Annotated in this window: 15 protein-coding genes and 5 CRISPR repeat arrays; of the genes, 6 read left to right on the forward strand and 9 right to left on the reverse strand. The window is 44.0% G+C overall.

Annotated elements, in window-relative coordinates:
- Nucleotides 1-882 carry a CRISPR system precrRNA processing endoribonuclease RAMP protein Cas6 gene (gene cas6 / locus GSF13_RS12485; RefSeq protein ID WP_211868583.1) on the forward strand — a complete coding sequence of 294 codons (882 nt, stop codon included), beginning with the start codon at nt 1-3 and terminating at the stop codon, nt 880-882.
- Here the strand turns inward: cas6 and GSF13_RS12490 are convergent.
- The 5 genes from GSF13_RS12490 to GSF13_RS12510 all read right to left on the reverse strand — a co-directional run bounded on the left by GSF13_RS12490 (nt 879) and on the right by GSF13_RS12510 (nt 11,796).
- A complete protein-coding gene (locus GSF13_RS12490) occupies nt 879-2,096 on the reverse strand; it encodes a hypothetical protein (protein ID WP_211868585.1) in 1,218 nt (405 codons plus the stop codon). The two genes, cas6 and GSF13_RS12490, sit on opposite strands and share 4 nt — an antisense overlap.
- Nucleotides 2,097-2,441: 345 nt before the next feature.
- Nucleotides 2,442-2,669: a CRISPR direct-repeat array (repeat unit 31 nt; unit sequence GTCTCAATCCCCTATGTGTGCAGGGTGTAAC).
- Between the two features lie 277 nt (nt 2,670-2,946).
- A CRISPR array of direct repeats spans nt 2,947-3,595; the repeat unit is 35 nt; unit sequence GTCTTAATCCCCTATTAAACGGGGTATCTCCAAAC.
- 545 nt (nt 3,596-4,140) lie between these two features.
- Nucleotides 4,141-4,367: a CRISPR direct-repeat array (repeat unit 31 nt; unit sequence GTCTCAATCCCCTATGTGTGCGGGGTGTAAC).
- 1,280 nt (nt 4,368-5,647) lie between these two features.
- A CRISPR array of direct repeats spans nt 5,648-6,234; the repeat unit is 35 nt; unit sequence GTCTTAATCCCCTGTTAAACGGGGTATCTCCGAAC.
- A gap of 545 nt (nt 6,235-6,779) precedes the next feature.
- A CRISPR array of direct repeats spans nt 6,780-7,137; the repeat unit is 31 nt; unit sequence GTCTCAATCCCCTATGTGTGCGGGGTGTAAC.
- 1,572 nt (nt 7,138-8,709) lie between these two features.
- Nucleotides 8,710-9,597 (reverse strand): hypothetical protein, encoded by an 888-nt coding sequence (locus GSF13_RS12495; RefSeq protein ID WP_211868593.1) that lies wholly within the window; start codon nt 9,595-9,597, stop codon nt 8,710-8,712.
- Nucleotides 9,594-9,881 carry a CRISPR-associated protein Csx16 gene (csx16, locus tag GSF13_RS12500; RefSeq protein WP_211868595.1) on the reverse strand — a complete coding sequence of 96 codons (288 nt, stop codon included), beginning with the start codon at nt 9,879-9,881 and terminating at the stop codon, nt 9,594-9,596. Before csx16 ends, GSF13_RS12495 begins: the two co-directional genes overlap by 4 nt.
- On the reverse strand, nt 9,878-10,993 hold the full coding sequence (gene csm6, locus GSF13_RS12505; protein WP_174170978.1) for a CRISPR-associated ring nuclease Csm6: 1,116 nt from the start codon (nt 10,991-10,993) through the stop codon (nt 9,878-9,880). Before csm6 ends, csx16 begins: the two co-directional genes overlap by 4 nt.
- Before the next feature lie 2 nt (nt 10,994-10,995).
- Entirely contained in the window at nt 10,996-11,796 is an 801-nt protein-coding gene (locus GSF13_RS12510) for a hypothetical protein (RefSeq protein ID WP_211868597.1), read from the reverse strand.
- Nucleotides 11,797-12,230: 434 nt separating this feature from the next.
- On the opposite strand from GSF13_RS12510, the gene GSF13_RS12515 reads away from it, so the two are divergent.
- Nucleotides 12,231-14,237 (forward strand): hypothetical protein, encoded by a 2,007-nt coding sequence (locus tag GSF13_RS12515; RefSeq protein ID WP_211868600.1) that lies wholly within the window; start codon nt 12,231-12,233, stop codon nt 14,235-14,237.
- Between the two features lie 106 nt (nt 14,238-14,343).
- Here the strand turns inward: GSF13_RS12515 and GSF13_RS12520 are convergent, their stop codons facing one another.
- Nucleotides 14,344-15,495, reverse strand: a complete 1,152-nt coding sequence (locus tag GSF13_RS12520; RefSeq protein ID WP_211868602.1) for a DUF1887 family CARF protein — start codon at nt 15,493-15,495, stop codon at nt 14,344-14,346.
- A 331-nt stretch (nt 15,496-15,826) separates the two neighbouring features.
- Between GSF13_RS12520 and GSF13_RS12525 the strand changes: the two genes are divergently transcribed.
- On the forward strand, nt 15,827-17,479 hold the full coding sequence (locus tag GSF13_RS12525) for a FapA family protein (protein ID WP_010606466.1): 1,653 nt from the start codon (nt 15,827-15,829) through the stop codon (nt 17,477-17,479).
- A gap of 46 nt (nt 17,480-17,525) precedes the next feature.
- Here GSF13_RS12525 and rnt read toward each other — a convergent pair whose 3' ends face one another.
- Entirely contained in the window at nt 17,526-18,200 is a 675-nt protein-coding gene (gene rnt / locus GSF13_RS12530) for a ribonuclease T (protein ID WP_174170974.1), read from the reverse strand.
- 164 nt (nt 18,201-18,364) lie between these two features.
- On the opposite strand from rnt, the gene GSF13_RS12535 reads away from it, so the two are divergent.
- Complete coding sequence (locus GSF13_RS12535) at nt 18,365-19,270, forward strand: OmpA family protein (RefSeq protein WP_010606468.1); 906 nt, start codon at nt 18,365-18,367, stop codon at nt 19,268-19,270.
- A 113-nt stretch (nt 19,271-19,383) separates the two neighbouring features.
- Here the strand turns inward: GSF13_RS12535 and GSF13_RS12540 are convergent, their stop codons facing one another.
- Entirely contained in the window at nt 19,384-19,857 is a 474-nt protein-coding gene (locus tag GSF13_RS12540; RefSeq protein ID WP_211868604.1) for a protease, read from the reverse strand.
- A gap of 103 nt (nt 19,858-19,960) precedes the next feature.
- Between GSF13_RS12540 and GSF13_RS12545 the strand changes: the two genes are divergently transcribed.
- Together GSF13_RS12545 and GSF13_RS12550 are read left to right on the forward strand one after the other, a co-directional pair.
- Nucleotides 19,961-20,278: a DUF962 domain-containing protein gene (locus tag GSF13_RS12545; RefSeq protein ID WP_010606470.1), complete on the forward strand. Its 318-nt coding sequence runs from the start codon at nt 19,961-19,963 to the stop codon at nt 20,276-20,278.
- A gap of 23 nt (nt 20,279-20,301) precedes the next feature.
- Nucleotides 20,302-21,408 (forward strand): amidohydrolase family protein, encoded by a 1,107-nt coding sequence (locus tag GSF13_RS12550; RefSeq protein ID WP_211868606.1) that lies wholly within the window; start codon nt 20,302-20,304, stop codon nt 21,406-21,408.
- Here the strand turns inward: GSF13_RS12550 and GSF13_RS12555 are convergent.
- On the reverse strand, nt 21,392-25,597 hold the full coding sequence (locus GSF13_RS12555; protein ID WP_211868608.1) for a DEAD/DEAH box helicase: 4,206 nt from the start codon (nt 25,595-25,597) through the stop codon (nt 21,392-21,394). The genes GSF13_RS12550 and GSF13_RS12555 overlap by 17 nt on opposite strands.
- Nucleotides 25,598-25,774: the final 177 nt, after the last annotated feature.

Here is a 25,774-nt window from a genome sequence, read left to right on the forward strand (position 1 = left end):
ATGAGCCACTCTATCTTCACCTTAGCCCAGCACTTTCCCGTGCTGCGGCTTAGGTTTACTTTACAGCTTCAAGCGCAAACGACGTTGCCTGATTTTAAGGGGTCGATGTTTCATGGTTGGTTTGGACAGGCGATAAAACAGCATGATGAAAAACTGTTTTATATCTTGTGTGCAGAACACGATGTAGGTCAACCCAAGCCTTATGCAATCAAACTGACGGATGAGCATAAACAGCAATGGCAAAAAGGAGAATTGCTGAGCTTTGATTTGGTGTTGTTTGCTGAAGCTGTGCACTTGGCGCAGCGAGTAATTGACGCACTTAATGAAGGCGCTCGGCTCGGAGTTGGGGAATATACAACACAAGGGCGCAGCCCTGTTAAGCTGCTTTCGGTCGCGAGCGTGCTACCGAATGGTATTTTACCTGGGGTAGTGACATCCATGTTACGAGACTGGATAAGCCCAGAGGTAACGGATGCTCCATGTGAACTTGCGTTGCATTTAAAAAGCCCGTTACGATTAAAGTATAAGGGAAATATCTCGGCGAGTTTTTTACCCGATCTGTATGAGCTAAATCGCCAAACTTGTAGACGGCTCACGCAACTCACCAAGTTTTGGTTGGCTGACGACCCAGCGCTCCTAAAAGAAATCCACATGTCTCAACCTCGACTAGGTGAATACCAATTGGAGCATCATTGCTACTTTGAAAACTGGCAGCGCTTTTCTCTTAAACAGCGTACCAAACAGCCATTCGGTGGATTAAAAGGATTGATCAGCTTTTACGGCGATATTGCCCCAGCCAAGCCTTGGCTACAAATCGGCCAAGTACTTAGCATTGGCGGCAAAACCACTTTTGGTCTAGGTCACTACGAGCTTATCGGCTAGGTGAGTTTAGCTGGTTGGTATATCGCAAGATCGTAACCAAATACTTCATCTTTTTTGTTAGTATTTACATAACAGGCGAAGAGGGGTTTGTTGACGGTAGCAAGAGCAGCGGCCAATGTTGTTGCTTTTGTTCCACCAGTAACATCGATGCAGACCGCATCGCCGGTTCGATAGTAACTTTTTTTGTCAAGCTCTGAAACATGGTCTTCAATAGCTTGTTTTATTTCAGACAAAGATGAAAAGTCTAAGCCTAGTTTGGGCTTATAAGGGAACTGCTTGGTGTATTCATCACTAAACTTGCTTCCACCCATCACTTCAAATGTCACCTTTTTGTTACAACGCTCTGTCCAATCTAGTAACCAGTTCAGTAGGATATCTACAGTATCTATTGAGCCTTTACTCTTATTACCTTCTACTTTTGAAACGAAAAAAGTAACAGATTTAAGCGTGTCGAGGTGATAGCTGATACTTGAAAGTGGCATTGCCCAATTACAGCTGTCAAGGTCGTCAACCACTTCGTTTAGCTTATCTTTAGATAGCAGTTTTTCTCTTTTTTCGTTATCTAAAAAATGTTTTTTATAGTCTCTTGCGTCAGACAATGGAATGATTAAATGCTGAACAGAGTTGAACTCTTTTGCTCTGTCGTGTGTGATGGGAAGGTTTTTACTCATTTCTATAAAAAGAACAGCTAATAGAAATGTGAGCGTTAATAGTGCAACAACTAGCCAGACTTTATGAAAAAGCAAGCTTAGCTCAACATAGGTATTTACAATAGCAAATGCACAAATTGCAATAACGCTAAATAGCAATGCTGCACACTTATAAACCCCATAGCCTTTTTTACGACTAGCGATAAAGGTAACTACAATTAACGTTAGACTCAGTGCACAGGTGACATGAACTGCCCATTTTAAATCGAGTAGCAGCTTGGTTACAAAGCTTGCAGATAATGCACACATTGCAGAAAACAAAAATAATATAATGGTGGCTAACATTGCATCCATAATGTAACTGCTTTGAGTTTTGCTAGGAGCAAGTTCTTTTTGCTTTTGTAGTAATTGATAAAAAAATAGAAATAGTAACGCGATTATGGCTAACGGTACTGAGAATGCTGCAGGGACAAAGTTAGTTGATAATCTTAATCCAATTTCAGAGATGCTACCGCCTAAAATAGCAATAAATACTGGCAGCGCGTAAATCCATTTGATGCTCATTTTTTCTTCCTAGACTTTATATTTTTATTAAATACTAATAAGTTTAGCTGCTTAGGGCAACGAAATAATAAAGCCACTCGGGAAAGTTGGAGGGCAGGGCATACAACTCGTAGCAGCGACTTTAGGTCGCGACTCTTTTAAATTAGATATCTTAAAGTGGCCTTCCAGTTCTAGGTCGTGCACATTGATTGATCCATGAGGCGCTAACCGCTTCGGGCGTCCAAGTCGTAGCAGCGACTTTACGTCGCGACTCTCGTAACCCGCTTGTCTCAAGACGGGTTTCAACCTATTAAACGGGGTATCTCCAAACGGCGTGCTTATGCACGACTGGCTGAAAGGCCGCAAGTCTCAATCCCCTATGTGTGCGGGGTGTAACGTCATCCCTAGCCAATGTAGTTAAGACTGCATGGTCTCAATCCCCTATGTGTGCAGGGTGTAACGTCAGCGCCTAAAGACATCGAACGGCTAATTGGCGGTCTCAATCCCCTATGTGTGCAGGGTGTAACATGTGATCTTCATACTCTTTAAAGCTCATTTCAGTCTCAATCCCCTATGTGTGCAGGGTGTAACGGCCAGCGTCAAAGCGACTATTTTTAAAGAGCAATTCAGCGATTTTCCGCTAGATATGGTCATTGTACTGCTATTTTTGATCTTGTGCCACGGGTCATTTTGTAAACTACAAGGTATTCATCAAGTTAACTTATCGCTAGCAGCGTGGGGTTTTGATGAGAACCTAAGGCTAGCGATAATAAGATCAAAGGCTGGATCATACACGCATTGTTGAGGGGGAGGGGCATAACTCGTAGCAGCGACTTTACGTCGCGAATCTTTTAACTCGCTTGTCTCAATACGGGTTTCAACCTATTAAACGGGGTGTCTCCAAACTATATGCTGAGAGGGTTACTGTAATGCCTGACGTCTTGATCCCCTATTAAACGGGGTATCTCCAAACAAAGCCATTATGACTACGAGGCAGTTAAGCTGGCGTCTTAATCCCCTATTAAACGGGGTATCTCCAAACACCTATATCCAGTTCAAACTAGGGTTCTAAAATGTCTTAATCCCCTATTAAACGGGGTATCTCCAAACTGGCCTCTGTGTTTATTGTAACCGTTGAGTATTGTCTTAATCCCCTATTAAACGGGGTATCTCCAAACGGGATGTATATGTCATATTTATGGCAGGATCAATGTGTCTTAATCCCCTATTAAACGGGGTATCTCCAAACAGCAATAGTCAAGCCTTAGTTAGCGCGGCTAAGGTCTTAATCCCCTATTAAACGGGGTATCTCCAAACTCATCTAAATGGTCTTCTAAAGGAGAACTTTGGTCTTAATCCCCTATTAAACGGGGTATCTCCAAACTGACTACGAACCAAAGCCGTCTAAAAAGAAGGTGTCTTAATCCCCTATTAAACGGGGTATCTCCAAACTTACCATTGGTGACCACTCAACAGTAACTGTAGGTCTTAATCCCCTATTAAACGGGGTATCTCCAAACCCTTGCAGTGTTGACGCCTTGTGTGGCGTGGCCTGCAGCGGTGGATAACACATAGTTTTACCAGAGTTATTAAAATAGTCAATAGCTACTGACATATGTGCGATTTAGCTTACGGGCTATTGCATAAAACCGATAAAGTTCAATAACTTCAGAACTTGCGGTTTTTAGCGTTTTTGTCTGTTCCGATGAGTTTGTCATATTACGTCATGGGTACAGTGATAATGTGATGTTTTTAAAGAGCAAAATCGATTACAGTCCACAGCTTATAACGTGAGCAAGTTTTATGTGATCGCATTTTGTGGATAACAGCAAGTGTAGTGCATTAGAAGGTGAAAAGCGTGTAAACCTTTTATTCTTTTTGGTTATGTTGATTCGTTTTTAATAACTCAAATATAGCGCATTGTGTATGCTTATAGACCAACTAAATACTTGTGCACAGTATAAAATAGAGACTTGTATACAATCTTGCTAACTTTATGAAATTTCAATGCTTATTGTTATGTCAGTAGGTTTGGGTTACTCAATAGTTCGAAGCTGTAGCCACTGTATCAATCCCCTATGTGTGCGGGGTGTAACTTAAACCTGCAATACTCCTCAGGAGCACCCAAGATGTCTCAATCCCCTATGTGTGCGGGGTGTAACTAGAGCCAGCCATACAAAGAATTAATGACAACACGTCTCAATCCCCTATGTGTGCGGGGTGTAACCAAATACTCAATTGCAGATCCCAGATATACCATCGTCTCAATCCCCTATGTGTGCAGGGTGTAACGGCCAGCGTCAAAGCGACTATTTTTAAAGAGCAATTCAGCGATTTTCCGCCAGATATGGTCATTGTACTGCTATTTTTGATCTTGTGCCACGGGTCATTTTGTAAACTACAAGGTATTCATCAAGTTAACTTGTCGCTAGCAGCGTGGGGTTTTGATGAGAGCCTAAGGCTAGCGATAAAGTAAGATCAAAGGCTGGATCATACACGCATTGTTGAGGGGGGAGGGTGCATAATTCGTAGCAGCGACTTTACGTCGCGACTCTTTTAACTCGCTTGTTTTGAGGAGGTGAAGGCATGGATGCCTGATGGAGCCAGCTACAGGGATGTATTACGGCTCAGCTTTAAATCGCTGTATAAACTATAAAGCTTTCCAGTTCTAGGCCGTGCACATTGATTCATCCATGAAGCGATAACCGCTTCGGCCGTCCAAGTCGTAGCAGCGACTTTACGTCGCGAATCTCTTAACTCGCTTGTCTCAAGATGGACGACGAAAGACCGAAACGCAGTTTCGCAGCTTGAGGAGGTGAAGGCATGGATGCCTGATGGAACCAAGCTACAGGGATGTATTGCCACTGAGTTTTTAAACGCTTCAAAGTCGAGGCATGGGTTACTGCTTTCCAGTTTTAGGCCGTGCACATTGATTCGTCTATGAAGTGCTAACCGCTTCGGCCGTCCAAGTCGTAGCAACGACTTTACGTCGCGAATCTCTTAACTCGCTTGTCTCGAGATGGACGACGAAAGACCGAAACGCAGTTTCGCAGCTTGAGGAGGTGAAGGCATGGATGCCTGATGGAACCAAACTACAGGGAGGTATTTCCACTGAGTTTTTAAACGCTTCAAAGTCGAGGCATGGGTTACTGCCTTCCAGTTTTAAGCCGTGCACATTGATTCGTCCATGAAGCGCTAACCGCTTCTGCCGTCCAAGGCCTCAGTTTCAACCCTAGCCAAGCTGCGAGCACTCGCTTGTCTCGAGACGGGTTTCAACCTATTAAACGGGGTATCTAGATAAAAAGCTTTCCAGTTCTAGGCCGTGCACATTGATTCATCCATGAAGCGATAACCGCTTCGGCCATCCAAGGCCTCAGTTTCAACCCTAGCCAAGCTGCGAGCACTCGCTTGTCTCGAGACGGGTTTCAACCTATTAAACGGGGTATCTAGCTATAAAGCTTTCCAGTTCTAGGCCGTGCACATTGATTCATCCATGAAGCGATAACCGCTTCGGCCGTCCAAGGCCTCAGTTTCAACCCTAGCCAAGCTGCGAGCACTCGCTTGTCTCGAGACGGGTTTCAACCTATTAAACGGGGTATCTCCAAACATTTACAGTAATGGACAATGTTCAATTAATAATGCGTCTTAATCCCCTATTAAACGGGGTATCTCCAAACTGATCAACTTAAAGCGCTGTGGAGCTTTTTACTCGTCTTAATCCCTTGTTAAACGGGGTATCTCCAAACGAACACCTGCTTGAAATTGAGGATGGCTACACTGTCTTAATCCCCTGTTAAACGGGGTATCTCCGAACCCACAACGAGCTTAGCCACCGCCCGGCATCAATTTGTCTTAATCCCCTGTTAAACGGGGTATCTCCGAACACCTAGCTGGCATTCATAAGAAAATCCAAGATGAGTCTTAATTCCCTGTTAAACGGGGTATCTCCGAACTTTACAATCACGACAATAACACGTTCTCCTTTGGGTCTTAATCCCCTGTTAAACGGGGTATCTCCGAACTCAAGTTGTGGGTGATTATTTTGAAATCGCGAAGTCTTAATCCCCTGTTAAACGGGGTATCTCCGAACGCCTATAATCAAGGTAAGTTTTAATATCACTTAAGTCTTAATCCCCTGTTAAACGGGGTATCTCCGAACCCTTGCAGTGTTGACGCCTTGTGTGGCGTGGCCTGCAGCGGTGGATAACGCATAGTTTTACCAGAGTTATTAAAATAGTCAATAGCTACTGACATTTGTGCGATTTAGCTTACGGGCTATTGAATAAAACCGATAAAGTTCAATAACTTCAGAACTTACGGTTTTTAGTGTTTTTGTCTGTTCCGATGAGTTTGTCATATTACGTCATGGGTACAGAGGTAACATGATGTTTTTAAAGAGCAAAGTCGATTACAGTCCACAGCTTATAACGTGAGCAAGTTTTATGTGGTCGAATTTTGTGGATAACCGCAAGTGTAGTGCATTAGAAGGTAAAAAGCGTGTAAACCTTTTATTCTTTTTGGTTATGTTGACTGGTCTTTAATAACTCAAATATAGCTCGTTGTGTATGCTTATAGGCCAACTAAATACTTGTGCACAGTGTAAAATAGGGACTTGTATACAATCTTGCTAACTTTATGAAATTTCAATGCTTATTGTTATGTCAGTAGGTTCGGGTTACTCAATAGTTCGAAGCTGTCGCCACTGTATCAATCCTCTATGTGTGCGGGGTGTAACATTTTGCAATAAGTAAAGCTGACACAATTGGGTGGGTCTCAATCCCCTATGTGTGCGGGGTGTAACACCAACGCTTAACGCTATCACAGATTTAACGCCTGTCTCAATCCCCTATGTGTGCGGGGTGTAACAAGCAACCAAGCAGTATTTACCAGGTGTTGATTGGTCTCAATCCCCTATGTGTGCGGGGTGTAACTAGGCAATGCCATCGATGCTTAAAACCCTTTCCTGTCTCAATCCCCTATGTGTGCGGGGTGTAACGTTAAACGCATCTGGGTACTATCAAGATTTCGATGGTCTCAATCCCCTATGTGTGCGGGGTGTAACTGCCAGCGCCAAAGCGACTATTTTTAAAGAGCGAATCAGCGGTTTTCCGCTAGATATGGTCATTGTACTGCTATTTTTGATCTTGTGCCACGGGTCATTTTGTAAACTACAAAGTATTCATCAAGTTAACTTGCCGCTAGCTGTGTGGGATTTTGGTGAGAACCTAAGGCTAGCGATAATAAGATCAAAGGCTGGATCATACACGCATTTTTGAGGGGGAGGGGGCATAACTCGTAGCAGCGACTTTACGTCGCGAATCTTTTAGATTAGATATCTTTAATTGGTTTTACAGTACCTATCGCGGGATAAACCCGCTGCTACGGGGCTGGTGTTGCTATGACTTTACGTCGCGACTCTTTTAACTTGCTTGTTTTGAGGAGGTGAGGGCGATGCCTGATGGAACCAGCTACAGGGATGTACTACGGCTCAGTTTTAAATCGCGGTATAAACTATAAAGCTTTCCAGTTTTAGGCCGTGCACATTGATTCGTCCATGAAGCGCTAACCGCTTCGGCCGTCCAAGGCCTCAGTTTCAACCCTAGCCAAGCTGCGAGCACTCGCTTGTCTCGAGACGGGTTTCAACCTATTAAACGGGGTATCTCCAAACCAAGCAGCAAAAGCTTGTCGCCAGCGATATTTAGTCTTAATCCCCTGTTAAATGGGGTATCTCCAAACTTAGCTCAACAGAAATGCAGCTTGAGCAAGTCGCGTCTTAATCCCCTATTAAACGGGGTATCTCCAAACCGGTCACGTTATACGAAAAGCAGTTCTAAGTCCATTCGTCTTAATCCCCTATTAAACGGGGGGTCTCCAAACTCTCAAAAATAGTAGAAATAGTAGATCTAGAAGGTCTTAATCCCCTATTAAATGGGGGGTCTCCAAACCCTTGCAGTGTTGACGCCTTGTGTGGCGCGGCCTGCAGCGGTGGATAACATATAGTTTTACCAGAGTTATTAAAATAGTCAATAGCTACTGACATTTGTGCGACTTAGCTTACGGGCTATTGCATAAAACCGATAAAGTTCAATGGCTTCAGAGAGAGTGGCTTTTAGCGTTTTTGTCTGTTCCGATGAGTTTGTCATATTACGTCATGGGTACAGTGATAATGTGATGTTTTTAAAGAGCAAAATTGATTACAGTCCACAGCTTATAACGTGAGCAAGTTTTATGTGGTCGAATTTTGTGGATAACAGCAAGTGTAGTGCATTAGAAGGTAAAAAGCGTGTAAATCTTTTATTCTCTTTGGTTCTGTTGATTGGTTTTTAATAACTCAAATATAGCGCATTGTGTATGCTTATAGACCAACTAAATACTTGTGCACAGTATAAAATAGAGACTTGTATACAATCGTGCTAACTTTATGAAATTTCAATGCTTATTGTTATGTCAGTAGGCTCGGGTTAGCGGCCAACTACTATCCTAACTAAAACGCACGTGCTAGTTAAGTACTTGCGCCGTTATTAGCTTGGCAAAGTGTAGCGATTGATTGGTAGCTTGTGTAGTGAGATTAGCTATTTTTTTAGGGGTTCCGGCTTGCGCCGGAATGTGTTGAGCGTGATGCTAAGGTAGGTGGTTATGGATTGGCTTGCACTTGCTTGATACCTGCACTGTAGTTGTTTACGACCTTGTCATTGTTTATGTACTGCATAGCGCAATTGTTGTGTAGGGTCGCAAGGCTACCACCAATGCTGGCGGTAACTTGACCACCGGTTACATCCACCCGAATTTTCTTTTCGTCATGGCACTGCAATCGCGCTAGATCAATCTCATAGTCAAAGGCATCATAGTATTGGCGCATATTGTCTTTGTTAACGGCTTCTTTATGGATGGTAACAATAAAATTGTTTTCGGGGGCATGAGGATCTTGTCCGTATTGGGCGAGCCAGCGTTGATAAATATGAATTTGCTTCACCTCGTCATACATGTGCTCTCTTAGTTGCTCACTTGGAACGAGCACGGCTTGCTGTAATCCACCTATATTTGCTTTGAGTGCGCGCAGGGTTTGTTGCCAGTTCAGGCGATAATTATCGAGCATGGTAATATCTTTTTGCAATGTGCCACTAAATTGGGCTTTTTCAATCCAATGTACTTGTTGCTGCTCATCAACTTGCCTTTGGTATAACGTAAACACACCGCCATGCTCACGTATTTGATAGCCAAACGAGATGGGCGACACTGCCATAATTAGGATCTCTGCTTTGTGTAGGTCATTGGTGCTAGACAAGTCACGCACGCGGATATAATCAAAGGCTAAAAACGCGGTTAAGGTACTAAATGCAAAAAAAGCGACAATGGCATAAACCAGCGCAGAGAGAATAAACTGCTCTTTGTTGTAAAAATAAAAAAAGCTCTGATCGCCAATCCAGGCTAGGCTGACAAGGGATAAGGTACCAGACAAAAAGACCCCCGCGTTTTTGCTTGAGATCTTTTGTTGGAAAAACTTGAGTCTATTACGGATCATGGCATTTCCTTAATATCATACTGGGTTACATTTGCATCGAGTGTTTCCATTTGCGTGTGCGTTAATTCTTTGCCTCTGAGCTCTTCTGGTAGAGTTAGGTTTAAATGAAAATAAAGTGCTCCTTTTTTGCAGCACTGCGCCGCTAGGTTAACGGGCAGGGTGCCATATACTTCATCTCCCGCTTGGATCTCGTTAATATTTAAATGGGTGATAAAACGGTCTATGTGAAGATGTTGCTTAGCCCATTGAATTGCACCACTATGGCGGCTGATAAAATAATTCATGATGAGATCACCTCTATTCGTTCAAGTGGTAGTGCGACTTTGTAGTACAAGCTATCTCTTCTGTTGTAGTTGACTTTATTAATGCCTAACTGGTGTAGAAAAGATTGCCCTAGCTGCTTTGCTATGGCTTTGTTTAGTAGTGAGACTTTCTCTGTAAAAAAGGCGCTCGACATTCCTTGCCCTAAACTGTCTTTTTTAAATGCTGACGCTTTTAAGTCATCCATACTAAATTCGTCTTTGATAATACTGTTTAGCTCGGCAAAAGAGTCACCATACTCTTTACTTCTTTGTTTTGGGGAAACAACACTTCCACCTTGTTGTTCTTGCATGGTTAAAAACCACCAGTAAAAAGTTAATACAGAAGGAGGAAGTTCTACTATGTGGTTTTCAATTTGTAGTTGCCTGTTAAAAACATCAATAACCAATGTATATTTCTCATGGGCCAAATTTAAAATCTCTACGGCTTGCGTGTAGCTTGCTTGGCCGCTGAGCAGACTCTCTGGCAACTCTTGACGTAATCTAACAAATGGGATAAGCGCTAAGCTAACGTTGGCATCTTTAGCGTCTTCGGTGCGACCAAGTCGGGTGTGGATCGCTTTTGAGTAGGGGGTTGGGTAATAAAACTCGCTACTTTCAAATGGTTCGTCTACTAATACATGGCTTAAAGTATCTTGATGTCGGCCATATAAACTCATGGCGTATCCCAATAAAAAGGTCATGGTTTTTCTACCGCCAGCAATAGAGGCATGCACGGTTTGCTCTGGCTTTTCGGTTTCTTGTTGAACCTTTTGAGTAATAAAGTCGGCTAAGGCCTGATGTTCAAGCTCGGTTCTTGCGTCTTCTAGCTGATTTCCTTGGTTATCTTCAATCACAAAAATATTGTCTTGGGTAAAGGTAATTGAGGGCAAATTATAGTCATTGATGAGCTGCTGTAGCATCGGTGGTTGCCCGTCTTGGCCGAGCATCAGGTTAAGCCAAATTTCTTTTTTGCCTCTTGTTGTGGTGATGACTTTGACTTCGTCTATGGGTTGTCCTTTTTTGTAAAAGGCATAAATGGATTCAGTGATCACCTGAGGTGACATGCCTGTAACGGCAAGCAGTGTGTGTTTCATTGCTATTCTTCCTCTGTTTGTTCAAACACCACAACGGCACGTTTTAGAGCATCTTGTATTTGTGCCCAGCTTTGCTGTTGCCACGTATTTTTATCACCGGGCACGGCGATGTGAAGCACGATGCTGTGGTTGAACACGCCTTGCTGTTTTAATTCATTGTTAGTGATATGTATTTCAAATAATGCGTAGCTGCCGCTGAGTTTTTGGTCGTTATTGTAGGGGTTGGGTTTGTGGTTATTAATGATTCCTGTTTGCTCTGCCATGCTGGGCGCATTTAAGTAAGCACACACGCTTTGCGCTGTACCAAGCGGAGAGTTGGGGCAGTGCCCTTGATTGGTAAAGGTAATATGTTGCACGTTTTTAGTCGTATAAGAAAAGTCGCGGTGCTTTTCTGGTATGCCAAATTGACTAAGCAGGCCATGACGATATTGATGATAGGCAACAGGGCTTTGGAGGTCGCTCAGCTTGTAGGTTGGGCAGGTGTTGTAGTTGGCTGGGCAATCTTGCTTTTCTACTTGCTGTAAACTGCCCCAATACGTGAGTGCAGCTTGGGTAACATAATTACTAGGCTGGTGCGATTTGTTATCCACAAACCAAGATTTACGTGGAAACAGCGCACGTTTTAATGCATCCCAATGACTTAAAAAGACTTGGTGGCAAGGCGCGATTTGAGCACTGCATACTCTTGCTAAGTCAACTTGGTTTGGCCGATACGCTTTGCTTTTTTGGTATGGGTAACTGGTGCTTTCACAGCCGTTTATTAGCGCTACTAGCGCCAAGATTACATAACTTGTTTGTTTCATTATATCGCCTCCTGCTACTCAGTTTGACTAAGTTAGTTAACTCCATTTTGTGCTGAAATTAGGTTTCACAAGTTTGTGAAATCCCTCTCTGCATTTTCATCTTTTATGCTGTGTGATACCAATTGGCCTTAATACTTGCTCAATTTGAAGGAGTAAATCTGACGCTAACGGCGTTAAAAATTTCTTATTTAGAGTAACTAAATAGCAAAATTTTTGCCTGGTTATCGACAAGATTTTCTCGCCTCAAAGTAGACCACTTAATTAAGGAAATTGGTATTGAGAGATTAAGGTGTCGCGTTTTACCAGTTGCGCCCATGTCGCCCAGCAAATTAATGCGGTCTTTCTCTTGGCGTTACATTTGGTATTACTTTATAGCGAATGTGACGTGATTGAAAAGTTTAAATTTATCAACAGGTGAATATAAAGGATTTAGCATGTTAAAGACTTCTTTTAGTAAATTGACTTTAGTTTTGGCTATCACTACCGCACTGAATGCATGCGGTGGCGGTTCAAGTTCTACAACACCGGTAAATAACGGTGACAGTAGCAATGGTGACAACAGCAATAACGGAGATAACACAGATACACCCACGGCACTAGACAGTCACACCGTGACAGTACCTGGTTACCAAAGTGTACGCGTATTTATGGATGTAAATGGCGACTTAGCGATGCAGGCTGATGAGCCGAGTGGTTTAACGGCAGAAAACGGTAAAGTCACGCTAGATGTTAAAGATATAGACGACGAACAAAACTATCTGCTCGTCGCTAACTTTGTACCGGGGGTCACTAAGCGGGCTGATGGTCAGCCTGCGGTTCAATCTGCTCAGCAACTTATCGCGCCGCCACTGGCCAGTGTGATTTCGCCCTTGTCTCATTATGTTGCAGATAAGCTTAAGAGCGGTGGGGAGTTGGCTGATGCCGTCGCGGCTGCGGCGAGTGATATTGGGTTGAGCCAATTAGATATCGCTAAAGATTATATCGCTCAGTCAGACGAGGCGCTAATGGCTATCTCAACGGCATTTCAAAAGGTGTATTTTAGCGACCTTGCAGCGACTGAAAAACCACTCGCCGCCAAGCAAGTGGCTGCGCTTATTAAGGCATGGAAAGACGCACAAAACCCGCTCGATTGGAATGCTCTTGAAGTGGTATATCAAAACGAACAATGGCAAATCGCACCGACCAATCCTGGCGATATTGCCGCAGATAAGCTAAGCCATTGGGGCGAGCTACCAAAACCGGTGGATGGCAATAGGCCAACATACGTATGGAAAAACGACAGCAAAGACACCTTTGTTATATTAGCCAGTGCAGCAGTCACGGAAGCGCCATTGGCCTACACTTTTGACCCAGCGCTTGGCGAAAATGCGTTGGTAAAAAGTGATGCCTTAACTGAGCATCTTAACCAGTTTAAAGAGAGTACACAGTTAGGTGAACGTTTGCGGGTACACCGAAGTGAGTCAAACCGAGCTGGTGGGATAGTGACCGTAAAAACCCATGTAAAAACCATTGAGCTTGATGGTGAGGCACCTAATTATCAACATATTGAAAAGCAATATCAGTTTGATCAAGCGCTCAATTATAAAGGGGTCGAAGGGATCATTCAGTCTATTGAGGTGATACAACCTTGGCTTGAATCACCTTGGGCGTTAGTGCATGTTGCTCACGATAGTGATGGTAATGGTATTTATATTGGTGGTTACGTACTTATGCGCATTGTTGAAGAGTCGCTTGTTGCTAACACCGGCTTAAATGAAGGGCAGTTTTATGAGTATATCAATCGCATGGAAGCTGAAGGTCATATAATTATTGGCTTGCCAAATGACCAGAGTGAAGATCTTGATTGGTATGCGCTCTCGGAAGCAGGTGCCAAAGTAGTTGTGCAAGGCGACTATCCGATGAAAAACATGACGCTCAGAGCCACAGCGAAAGACAACAAGGGAAATCAAACCTGGTGTTTTGATTATAACGAGAGAACGTTATGCCGCTTTTATGACAAAAACAGCGACACCTGGCAGGCACCATTTTTACTTGAGCCGCAGTTTGGTAACTATACCTATCGTCAAGCCAATTACTTGAGCCTTGACTACAACCCTGCTGGCGTATTAGCGGTTGCCACTGAAGGTTATGATACCACTTCCATTGTTGGACAATACTATCCCGACTCAAATACGTGGTATTGGCAGGAAAAAGTTGGGTTTTACAACTTAAACGATGATGCACATGTACAGCTTGATAACGCAGGGAATTGGCTATTAAAACTAAGTGTTGGATTGGGTGCGCATCTCAATTTTATTGCACCGCAAAGTGAATATAAATCCATGTTAGAAGAAAGCGCACAAGGAGTAGGGCCATTGCTGCTTGACTCGGGCGCAGGGATTTACATTAATTATGAGCGTACCCGTGAGCAACAACAAGTCTATTTAGTGCACGGCGAGTAGTTGCGGTTTGTACCACACAAAAGCGGCGCACTCGCCACCGCTTTTGTGTGTTTGTAGGGGTGATAAACGCAGCGCCAACAAACGCTGGATATGTTGCCTTTTGTGTTTACGCTCCGCGCAACCAGTTGCGTAGTCTATCTTTAAGTTGGCCAAGGTCGTCTTCGCAGATCAGGCCAATTTCTAGTGCTTTGGCGCGCAGTCTTTCCGAAGTTCTAATGCCTTGATAGCTCACCAGTAGGCCTCTTGCTTGTACGCCGCCAAATAGCTCGCTGAGGGAATCAAGTTTGTATATCACTTGGTTGCCTTCCCCTTTACTAAACTTTTTGGTTTTGCATTCAATGAGGTGAAGCTTATTGTTGGCGAGCGCCACAATGTCTAGCTCGTTATTGACATAGCCTTGCCCCACGCGACGTTTAATCGCAACGCCTTGGGCGACATCTTGTAAAATCGTGAGTTCTTTTTTTAGGCTGAGGAGGGTGGCGTAAACATATTCTTCTAGCCAGCCACCGTTGGCAAAAAAACGAGCGCCTTCATTAGCAAACTTTAATTTGTCGTCTTGCCTTGTGGCGACGTTAGCATCTTCTAAATCGTCAATGAGTGTTTGCAAACTTGGGCTATTCATTTGGCTGCGACTCAAAGGCTCACTGATAAGTGCATTATCTTCGCTGCTGGCAGCGAGGTAGTTGAGCTGGGCTAGAGCATGGCTAAAATCTGTTTGACTGGTTGCCCATTTGGCGCCGAGCTGGCGATAGCGAATATCAACGATCCCCTCATTTGCAATTTCGGTGATATCGCCGTCGATGAGGTTAAAAAAATCGCGTATCTTTAATTTATCGGCAAGGATGGTGTTGACTCGCTCTGTTGGTACAAGCCAGTGAAGTTCGTCGCGTTCGGGTTCAATGATAAAACATTCTATTGGATAGGCGCGGATCACCTCATACATCGCAAGTAAGTGTTGGCGGTCGCCGCAACTGGCATTAAACACAAATTGAGTATCTGGTTGTTCGCTAATTAGGGTATCAATGAGCTGGTGGAAGCTGTCGATTAAGGTGTCACTATCTCGGCTGGTAGGAATAAAGGCATGATGTACTTTCACCCCTCTTGGCCCTAGCACTCTTTTTATATCTTCAAGATTTTGTTGTTGTTGAGATTCTATTAAATAGAGTATTTCATCTGAGTCGATATTGTGGTCGAGTACAGGCGTAAGCGTGTTAATAAAGTTAGTGTCGATAAAACTAAGGTGTACGTGCGTTGTCATGACTGTCCGTAAAAGTTATGTCCTTCATGAAAGATGAAATTACCCTATAAAACGGCAAGTGTAAAACAGAGTAATACTTAGTTATGAGTTTGCCGCCATTTGGCGTGAAATCCCAAAGTTTGTCTAAAGTTCTGCACTGTAAAGTCGATAAATCTAAGGAAAATAATAAGTTGTACTTTTAATGCACGGAATGATTTACATTCATTTATAATTTGTAGCAGTTCAGGCAATGTTAAGCTTAACAATTTGGCGAAGTTATGCTCAAATGAGTTCGCTGCATTAAAAATAACAACATAACAATAAGATCATGCATACTTTTCAGGGTTGATGAATGTCATTATTTCGTTTTGATGAGGATGAGGGCTATGTCTACTTGCTCTCTCATCCAGTGGAATCCGGATTTCCGGCGAGCTCGTCTCAATTGATAGAGATGATTGAGGAGTCGCCATATGCGGATTTTGAAATCATTCATGCCAATATAGGTCAATTATTCGCTGCTAGTGAGACGCCCGAGCAGGACTCGCTGATTGTGGCTCGCGCTATCGATGCGTCTATTTCTGTGCGTATTGAAGAAGGCAACATGCTTGCTGAAGCGAGAGTAACCACAGCCCGAGGCGGTAAGTTGGTTTGTATGAACAAAGCCAAACAAGCATTAAAGCAAGCGGGTATTAAAAAAGGTGTCAGTGGCAAAGCCCTCGATAATCTTCTCGGTCAGCAGTTAGAACTCCCTCCTGGACACACTTACAATGGTATTGTTGCGCATGGTCAACGAGCCAAAGATGGCAATGACGCACGGTTTGTGCGCCTGTGTATGACAGCGCAGGACAGAGTGCTCAGCCCGCAAGAATCGAGCGGCGGTAAAGTCGATATGCGCAACTTAGGTGCTATCATCACCGTAAAGCCGGGCAGCCCATTAATGAAAAAAGTCCCGCCAACTGAAGGCGAGCCGGGCTATACCGTGTTTGGTGACGTGATTGACCCTAAACCAGGCAAAGACGCGCCACTTGAGGTGTCAGAAGGCACCAAGCTCGATCCCAACGATAAGAACCTGCTTATTGCCGATTCAAAAGGTGTGCCTGTAGCCGTTCCTCGTGGCATGCGTGTTGACGATGTGCTGTGCTATGAAAACATTGATGTGACGACTGGGCATGTTGAATTTGATGGCAGCGTGATTGTGAGCGGTGATATTAAAGATGGAATGCGTGTTAAGGCTTCGGGCGATATTACTGTTATTGGCTTTGTGGAATCGGCCATTCTTGAAAGTGGTAGCGCGGTCACGATAATGCTTGGCACCATTGGCCGTAAGCGCACCGAAGGTGAACCTTTTTCGTGCTCGATTAAAGCAAAGCGCAGTGTTTCGTTAGGCTATGCGCAGTACTGCCGAATTGAAAGCGAACAAGATATTCTCATTGAACGTCAAGCCTTGCATTGTGACTTGGCTTCCAAGCGTTTAATCAAAATCGGTAAAGGTGAAACCCCCAGAGGCAAGCTGATTGGCGGAAATGTATTGGATGCCATGCGTATTGAAACGGGTGAACTTGGAGCACCATCAGGCACAAGAACGCGTATTTCATTAGCCCAAGATTGGGATAGTTTGCACGATAAGCACCGCGAATTAGTGGAGCTGGAAAAGGTGCTGGCGTCCAAAGTCATCGATATTAAACAAGCCATGAATAAAGCACAGGCGTCGCCGCAATCGCAAAAACGAGATGCATATCTTGCCAAGCTGCAGCACAGCGAAATGCAAATCAACAAACACTACGGCCGCAATCAGCGTAACATCGGTTTAATACAGCAAAAAATACATCGATTAGCACGCTTGAGTCGAGTCACTGTTAATGAGCTGATGCACCCCGGAACTGAAGTGAAAATAGCGAAAGACACGAAACTGTTTTCACGAATTTACCCGCCTAATTTCGTTAAATTGCATGAAGGTAAGATCATGCAGCAGTTTACGACTGCCAAAACCGCAGAAATAGCTTAAAAACGAGCACTTATAAAAATGCCAGCTGGATTTGCTGGCATTTTTATTATTCGGTGTCGGTTGTTGACTCAGGTTCTGACTCGGCTTCAGGCTCTGGTAATGGCCAGCCACCTAATGCTTGCCACTTGTTGACTATGTAGCAAAAGAGCTCTGCGGTGCGCTCTGTGTCGTAAAGTGCGCTGTGTGCTTGACTGTTATCGAACTCGATACCTGCTGCACGACATGCCTTTGCAAGCACCGTTTGCCCTAGAGCAAGCCCGGCAAGTGAAGTGGTGTCAAAGCTGACAAATGGGTGAAAAGGCGTACGCTTTATCTTGTTACGCTCAATCGCTGCATTTAAAAAGCCGTGATCAAAAGCGGCATTATGGGCAACGACAACGGAGCGCTGACAGCCCGCGGCTTTTTGGGCTTTACGTACGGCTTTGCAAATTTCTTTCAGCACTTCATCTTCTGCAACTGCGCCTCTAAGTGGTGAAAATGGATCAATGCCATTAAAGTCAATCGCAGCTTGCTCAATATTTGCGCCTTCAAAAGGCACAACATGAAAGTGTACTGTCTGATCTAAGCTTAATACCCCGTCATCGTCCATTTTTAACATACTGACGGCAATTTCTAGTAGGGCGTCAGTATCTTTATTAAAGCCAGCGGTTTCCACGTCGATAACTACAGGAAAGAAGCCGCGAAAGCGTTTTGAAAATAGCGTTTGCTCGGTATCAGACATAATCTTCTTGGTTTGTGAAATTTAGCGGCCTATTATACTGATACCTCGACAAGAAGCGAGCAGCTTGAGAGCGCTTAGTATGGTACATTTATTGCTTAACTCTAAATAGCGCGAATTGGTAGAGATAAGCTCTAGTTTTTGGCGTGTTGAGCGCATGTAGATTAATGGTTGATGTTGTGAGGTGTGGGGTGATCAAGTTATATAAATCAGTAGGTTGGGTTGGTATATCGTTATGCGCCATTACCTTTAATAGCGAGGCTGCAATGCGGCAATACGCTGCCGAAGCTGATTCATCACATTGGAATGTTGACCAAAACAATCGCTTGAGTTGTGCGCTTAATCATGAAGTTCCGTATTACGGTGAAGCTATATTTTCAAGTAATGCCAGTAAAAATAAAGACTTAACCTTTAACCTTGATATGATGGTACGTCCTGAAAGTTACGATTTTGCAGGACTTGAATCGGTGCCACCGCTTTGGCGAGCCGGCAAACCGGCAAGAAGCATCGGGCAAATGAAATTACTGAAAAAATTTGACGGTGAACTTGAAAATGACGTCGCGTGGCAGTTGCTGACTGAGCTTGAAAAGGGCTACTTTCCCACTTTTTATTATAAAGATTGGCACAACGACGTAGATAAAATCTCAGTTTCTTTGTCGTCAGTGAACTTTAAACAGGCATATTGGGCGTTCTTACAATGTCGCGATAACTTGTTGCCATACAGCTTTGAAGACATCGCTTTTACGGTGATGAATTACAAGAAAAATTCCAGCGAACTGACAAAGTCGTCACGCAAACGCTTGGATATGATCGGCGAATATCTTAAAAATGACTCGAAAATTGAGCAAATTTATATTTCGGCCTATAGCGATAGTTACGGTGGCCGTGATACCAACCTGAGATTGTCAAAGAAACGTGCCGAGGCGATTAAATCATATATGGCGAGCCTAGGGGTTGAAGAGAATAAGATTATGACTGACGGCTTTGGCGAAAAGCGCCATATTGATACCAACGACAACGCCATTGGTCGTGGTAAAAACCGTCGAGTCGTGATCCAAATTTCAAGACCTTGATGTTGGGGTTTTAGTTGTGGGATGTTGGGTTGTCGTTTGTTGGGTTAAGTTGTCGGCTTAAAAGCCGACCTACAAGCCGACCTACGAGCCGAGACTCGGTGCTGATATCGGTTTTATTCTAATACCCTACTACATGACGCTTTTAATGCATTGGTATGACTGAGCTGATTGTGATAGGTGATGGTAATGGGCTGTGCAGTGTTTATCTCATAAGCCAGTGCTAAATCTAATTCTACGCTTTTACTTTGCCCGGCATTTAGGGTCATAAACTCATTAGCTGAGGGCGCGAGTCGTTTCGCCATGGGTCCTTGATAATTAAGCGACTTACCATTTTGTGTTACCTCTAAAAATTGGCTCCACCAGCCTTCAAAAGGGGTATGCCAAATTAGAAACTTTTCATCATTATGGCCTGCGTTGGTAAAAGTGAAATTGATGGGGTAGGTCATACCTGAGTCGGAACCCTTACTCACACTGCATTGAATGTTACTCTGTGCATTCATCGTTGCCTCTGATTTTGTAGTTGGGGCGGTGTCGTTGCAAGCTTGGAGCAGCATAGCAGCGGTGATCATCATTAGGGGTTTCAACATACTGTTTTTGAGCCTGTTGCCACGCTCATTCCTTTTTTATTTTCAACGTAAATACTTTGCACTATGCTGAGTATTACAGTCGAATAACGAATCGCATACTCTCATGACTAAAAATAATAACAAAGAGTTCAATTCTTTTGCATCGTTTTACCCTTATTACCTCGCTGAGCACAAAAACAAAACCTGCCGTCGCTTGCATTTTATCGGCTCAACCTTAGTGCTTTTGATTTTGCTCTTTGCGCTGGTTTTTGCACATTGGTCTTTACTATGGTTGTTGCCAATCGCGGGTTATGGTTTTGCTTGGGTGGGGCATTTCTTTTTTGAAAAAAATAAGCCTGCGACATTTCAATATCCACTGTATAGCTTGATGGGTGACTGGGTCATGTACAAGGACATTATCCGTGGTAAAGTACCTTGGTAAAGGAGACTCAGTAGATAATAAAAATGAATGTAAAACAAAGTGTTATTGCTATGAGCTGTGCCGTTTTACTGGCTGGTTGCCAAAGTGTGTCAGCCACTGGCACACGCACGTTAGCGACTTTTAGTGTAGATAAAACTCAGTGCTACGACCGCAAGGCGCAATCTAGTTATTTTGCCGTTGATTCTCATCACCATTTTCAGCCATTTCGGGGAGATGCGGTCCCATTTGATAAGCTCGTTACTTGGGCAGAGCGTGCGGGAGTGGTGTTTATCAACGTTTATGGCATTGGTCAAACCTACGAGCGAAAGCCTGATTGCTTTGGTGAGCGTGGGTGCTACAGCCAGTTGATTTCACCCAGCATTCAAAATGACTTTAAAAATGCGAGCAATTATCTTAAATATGGCGCAGATAACGTGCATATTACCTTGTCTATGACCTTTGCTGACTTACACAAACCAGAGACTATTTTGCCAAAAATGGCACTACTTGAAGACGAGTTTGGTGACTTATTTCGTTGGATGGGAGAAGTGAATTTAGTCAAAGCGGCGCATTTTGGTAATGGGCATCAAGCGGTAGAAAAAGAGACTATCGCCAAGTGGCAGCCATTTATGGCTGTGCTAAAAGAAAAGCGTATTCCGCTTGCTCTGCACGCTGACTTAGGCGATAACAACACGCCACTTAAATACTTACCTTTGCTTGAGGAAGTGCTAAAGCGCTACCCAGAAAACGATATTATTTGGATGCACATGGGAGTATCAAAAGAGCTAAGCCAAATTGATCCGGAGCTACACATAAACACCATGGAGCGGTTATTCTCCCAATATAAAAACCTAAAGGCCGATCTGTCATGGCGAATTTTGTACGACTATTATTTTAGCGACCCGAAAATTCAGGGGCAGTATGTTGAATTTATTAATGCCCATGCCGAGCGCTTCTTGCCGGGCAGTGATTTCGTCGCCAGTAAAAATAAACGCTTTTTCGATTATTTAGAGGAAGTTGATATCAATAGCCGAATTCTTGCCTCTCTTGACGACAATGCTTTTCGCCGGATCGCCTTAGGTCAAAACTATTTTTCGCTGTTAGATTTACCTTATCGCGCGCCAGAGATTTGTATTACAGCGTCTCCTTGAGCATGGATAGCACATCGTTTACGTCTAGCTTCATCACTTTATCGGTATTCGCGAGCAATTGATCCGCGAGGTCTTTTTTATGGTGATGGAGCTCGACAATTTGTTCTTCAATCGTGCCTTTGGCAATTAAGCGATAAATAGTAACGGGGCGTGTTTGTCCCATTCTATGTGCGCGGTCTGACGCTTGCTCTTCAACCGCAGGATTCCACCAAGGATCCATGTGAATAACATAATCTGCAGCGGTAAGGTTCAAACCAGAGCCTCCGGCTTTGAGGCTTATTAAAAATACCTCGCCTTCACCTTTTTGAAAGGCATTCACGGCCTGCTGACGTGCTTTGCTTGGGGTGCTGCCATCTAAATATTGAAACCGGATCCCGCGTTTTTCCAAACGAGCTTTGATAAGTTGCAAATGGCCTACAAACTGACTGAATATAAGTGCCTTGTGATTGTTCTCTTGCAGCTCGGTCAGAAGCTCATCCAATGCCGCTAATTTCGAGCTGGTTATCTGACTTTCTGCCATTAACAGTTTTGGATGACAACAGGCTTGGCGCAAGCGGGTTAGCGCTGCCAGCATTTTAAAGCGCTGTTCGTTGGCACTGTCTTGCTGTGTTGACTGTGAAATTTCGTCAATGGCATTTTGGCGTAGCGCTTCGTAAAAGGTTTGTTCTTCTTGGCTCAATTGAATTGGTACATTGATCTCAGTGCGTGGTGGCAATTCAGTTAATACCTGATGCTTCATACGGCGCAGAATAAAAGGCTGGATCAGGTGTTTGAGGCCTTTACGGGCGCGGTGTGCTGCGAGCTTATCTTCATTGGCGTTTTCAATGGGAGCGGAAAACTTTTCGCTAAAGCGTTTGAGGTTACCGAGCAACCCTGGGTTTACAAAACGAAAGAGTGACCAAAGCTCTGTGAGGTTATTTTCTATTGGGGTCCCAGTGGTGATCAGCTTAAACTTGCCTTTGAGCGCGCAGGCGGCTTGAGTACGTTTTGCTAAAGGATTTTTTAGCGCTTGGGCTTCATCGGCGACAATAGTTTCAAAAGCGATAGGTTTTAAGATATCAACTTCGCGCTGTAGTAGACCATAACTTAATATCACACAATCCAGTGGTTGCAAGTTGCTCAGCATCTCGGCTCTAGCATCAGAATGTGGATAGTCAGAAAAGAGTTTCACCGACAGGGTTGGTGCGAACTTTTGGATTTCCTGTTGCCAGTTGAAGCAGACCGATGTTGGCGCGATGACAAGCGTCGGGCCGACATTGGCACGGGCCAATATCATCGCCAGCGCTTGGATGGTTTTACCCAATCCCATATCATCGGCAAGGCACGCACCTGCACCCCAATGGGCAAGTCGCATTGCCCAGTCAAAGCCCGCCTGCTGGTAGTCGCGCAGCTCAGCTTGTAATGTTGAAGGAAGCGTTGGAGTTAATGCAACGGCTTGCTGCATTTTTTCGTTTTGCTCTTCCCAAGCCGGCAAGGTTTTCATCCGCATTCCTGTGGTGGCTTCAGCAATTAAAGGCGCGGCTAACGGGTGAAACTTTCCGCCCTCGGTCGCGTTATTGAGCTGGTCAAGTTGCGCTTTTAAGTCACTTGAAAGCGCGAGTACTTGCTCACCATCCAGCGCAATAAAGCGGCCATTGCTGGTGGCAACCATTTTTAGAAGCTGTTTAAGTTCGATAACTTGGTCATTACTTACTTTTAGCTCGCCGGTCATGTCGAACCATTCATTTTTCTTGCTCATGGCAAGTTGCAAATGTTGGCTTTCGAGCTTGCTACTGAGCTTAACCTTTTTGCCTTTAGGCCATCTGAGCTTGAGTGCCATAGGGCAAGGCTCTTGATTAATCACCAGCTCAAGTTCTTGTAGCACCTCTAGCGCTTCATCCATTTCGGCTAAACTTAAGCGATTATCCGTCATCTCCAAAAATAGCGGACAGTGCGTATCTAACTCATCCAATCTTTGCTGCTCAAGTAACAAGTTTCGGGTGGTGGATAAGCGCTTACCATCAATTTCGGCGCTGACAGTGGCAATACCGTGCCCGGGATGAAAAATCGGCCCTTTTTCGCCAAAGGGCATGACCACGCAGTGAAAATCGAGGCCTTGATGATAAGGTTGAATGTTAATAACAAGCGCCGATTGCGCCTCGATACTGTCCAGCCCAGTATCTATATCAGCTAAATCAGACTGTACATTAAGATAAGGTGCGATGGCTTTAATACTCGATAGCACCTTTTGTTTTGCACTGGTAGGCACGGTTAATCCAGACTCGCCAATAATCTCAGCGACCTGTATATGTGACTGGTTAAACACAATAAACTCGTAGTGATGCTCAGCTTGCTGAGTAAATGAGTAGGTTTGCGGTTGACCAAAATAGCTGGGTAAATTAGGAATAGAGAGTAGCAGATCGTCGCCATGTTGACGGATGTGTAACTCGGGAGATTTCTCGGCAATGGTAATGGCTTGTTTTAAGTCTTCTTCATGGTATAGGTTGGTGGCGCCGACTGCGGCTTTTAACGCTGGAATTCCAGCAAGGGTGTAGTCCGCACGACCATTGTAGCCATAACCTGACTGTGGTGCGATGGCGTCGATCAGCTTTTTATCAGATTGGCTGATATAACTAAATTGCTCAGGGTGTTGTTTCAGTTGTTTGCAGGAAATTGGCTTACCTTTTCCCCAGCCTGTTTTACCCCGCTTTTGCTCGCGTGCTAAAAACTCAATATCAAAGCGACCTTGCCTAATTTGCCAAATCAGGCGAAATTGTTCGTCAACTTCTTGGCTGGTATTTGCATTCGGGTTGAGCGCAATAAGCTTGTCCAGTGCCAGATCCCACGCCGTCTTTTTGGCAACAAGATGACTAACATTCAGCTCGGGATTAAACGCAAGCGGATATTGCTCACCGTGCATTGCCAGCATCAACTGCTTTGCAAGCCCAGCAAAAAGAGGTAAAGAGAGGCGCTCAAAAATTGCGATGCAGTCGTCGAGACTGGCAAGCGCTTTGGCATCTAAGCTCTGATTACACCAGAAGTGTGCAAAGCAGTCGAGCAAGCGACCTAAGGAATAGTCAAAAACATGAGATTTCTTCAGACTTGAATAATTTAAATGGGCGCTGCTGTAGGTACTGTTTTGCGACAAGCTCTCTGCGCAGTATAACAGCACGTTATTGGCAAAGAAGTTATTATAAGGCGCTTTGCTGTCTTGGCTTTCAAACTCAAGCTGTTGAGAGAGGGTGTCAAATAATGCGGCATCATGGCTATTGGCTTGCTGCAATAACGCCAACTTATGAAACAAACCCAGTGTTCTACCTAGGTACTGCTTTTTACGTTTGGTGATTTTGTCTTTGGCTTTTAGTGCTTGTTCAAAACAAACGATAATATCGTCGTGTTGTTGTAAAAAAGCAATGCTTGCCATAATTTGTGCACTATAAGCGGTTTGGATATTGGCTACCAACGCCTGAGCCTTATCCAATTGCAGGGTATAGATTTGATACTCTGCTAATAAGCAGGTCAGTAGTGGGCTCTGTGTCTTGGCTTGAACCTGTGTGAGTACTTCAAGTGCATAGCTAATGCTGTGACCACCTTGTAGTAAGGTATAGAGCAAAGTTGCAAAAGCTTGATATTGCAAGTCATCAGCAAGCGCCGAAAATCCTTCAATTGAAAAAGGATAAAAATACAGTGGTAATAGCACTTGATTGGTCTTATGACATACCGCCTGTGGGTCTTTCGCCAGTTCTAAATGATTGCGGGCTTTTGGTAGTTGATTGATAAATAAAAAGTCTCTAATGAGTCGCTGTTCATCGGCAAATTGGCGCTCCCATTCATAAGCATTCAGTACAGGGATAAACTCTTCAGCAGCGTTAAGGATTGCTAAAAACTGGCCGTCAGCCATGACTCGATGGCTTAAACTGGTCGCGAGTTTTAGATTTATTTGCACTCCATCTTCGTTAAAAGTCACTAACCCGTCTGAGCGCCACTTCATAATTTGGCTATGACTTACACCTTGTTCAAAGTCATTTTCGGGGATGATCTCTTTTGCCACGAGTGCTTGAACTAGGCGTTTGAGTTTGATTGCTGAAACTGGTTTATAGACGACCGCCAGCACACTCAACAGCGTTTGCTCGTGCACAGGTAGGTTATGCACTTGATTGATTAGCGCTGTGATTTCTTTGTTAATTGCTGGTGGAAAGTCAAAATTCATCGTTTGGTTATAGTATTCAATTTAAGACACTGAAAACTACCATAATATAGGTTGGACTGCCATGAAGATAAACAAAGTCAAAGCTTATTTTTCGGTTATGGTGGTTCATTCAAGACACTGAAAACTACCATAATTTAGTCTGAACTGCCATGAGGATAAGCAACAAGAAAGAAAGGG

This window comes from Pseudoalteromonas sp. M8 (assembly GCF_018141365.1).
In the GTDB taxonomy this organism is placed as follows: domain Bacteria; phylum Pseudomonadota; class Gammaproteobacteria; order Enterobacterales; family Alteromonadaceae; genus Pseudoalteromonas.

Excerpts from the sequence above, each read along its gene's own strand:
- cas6 (WP_211868583.1), top strand. The coding sequence starts at position 1 with ATGAGCCACTCTATCTTCACCTTAGCCCAGCACTTTCCCGTGCTGCGG.
- GSF13_RS12490 (WP_211868585.1), bottom strand. The coding sequence starts at position 2,096 with ATGAGCATCAAATGGATTTACGCGCTGCCAGTATTTATTGCTATTTTA.
- GSF13_RS12495 (WP_211868593.1), bottom strand. The coding sequence starts at position 9,597 with ATGATCCGTAATAGACTCAAGTTTTTCCAACAAAAGATCTCAAGCAAA.
- csx16 (WP_211868595.1), bottom strand. The coding sequence starts at position 9,881 with ATGAATTATTTTATCAGCCGCCATAGTGGTGCAATTCAATGGGCTAAG.
- csm6 (WP_174170978.1), bottom strand. The coding sequence starts at position 10,993 with ATGAAACACACACTGCTTGCCGTTACAGGCATGTCACCTCAGGTGATC.
- GSF13_RS12510 (WP_211868597.1), bottom strand. The coding sequence starts at position 11,796 with ATGAAACAAACAAGTTATGTAATCTTGGCGCTAGTAGCGCTAATAAAC.
- GSF13_RS12515 (WP_211868600.1), top strand. The coding sequence starts at position 12,231 with ATGTTAAAGACTTCTTTTAGTAAATTGACTTTAGTTTTGGCTATCACT.
- GSF13_RS12520 (WP_211868602.1), bottom strand. The coding sequence starts at position 15,495 with ATGACAACGCACGTACACCTTAGTTTTATCGACACTAACTTTATTAAC.
- GSF13_RS12525 (WP_010606466.1), top strand. The coding sequence starts at position 15,827 with ATGTCATTATTTCGTTTTGATGAGGATGAGGGCTATGTCTACTTGCTC.
- rnt (WP_174170974.1), bottom strand. The coding sequence starts at position 18,200 with ATGTCTGATACCGAGCAAACGCTATTTTCAAAACGCTTTCGCGGCTTC.
- GSF13_RS12535 (WP_010606468.1), top strand. The coding sequence starts at position 18,365 with ATGGTTGATGTTGTGAGGTGTGGGGTGATCAAGTTATATAAATCAGTA.
- GSF13_RS12540 (WP_211868604.1), bottom strand. The coding sequence starts at position 19,857 with ATGTTGAAACCCCTAATGATGATCACCGCTGCTATGCTGCTCCAAGCT.
- GSF13_RS12545 (WP_010606470.1), top strand. The coding sequence starts at position 19,961 with ATGACTAAAAATAATAACAAAGAGTTCAATTCTTTTGCATCGTTTTAC.
- GSF13_RS12550 (WP_211868606.1), top strand. The coding sequence starts at position 20,302 with ATGAATGTAAAACAAAGTGTTATTGCTATGAGCTGTGCCGTTTTACTG.
- GSF13_RS12555 (WP_211868608.1), bottom strand. The coding sequence starts at position 25,597 with ATGAATTTTGACTTTCCACCAGCAATTAACAAAGAAATCACAGCGCTA.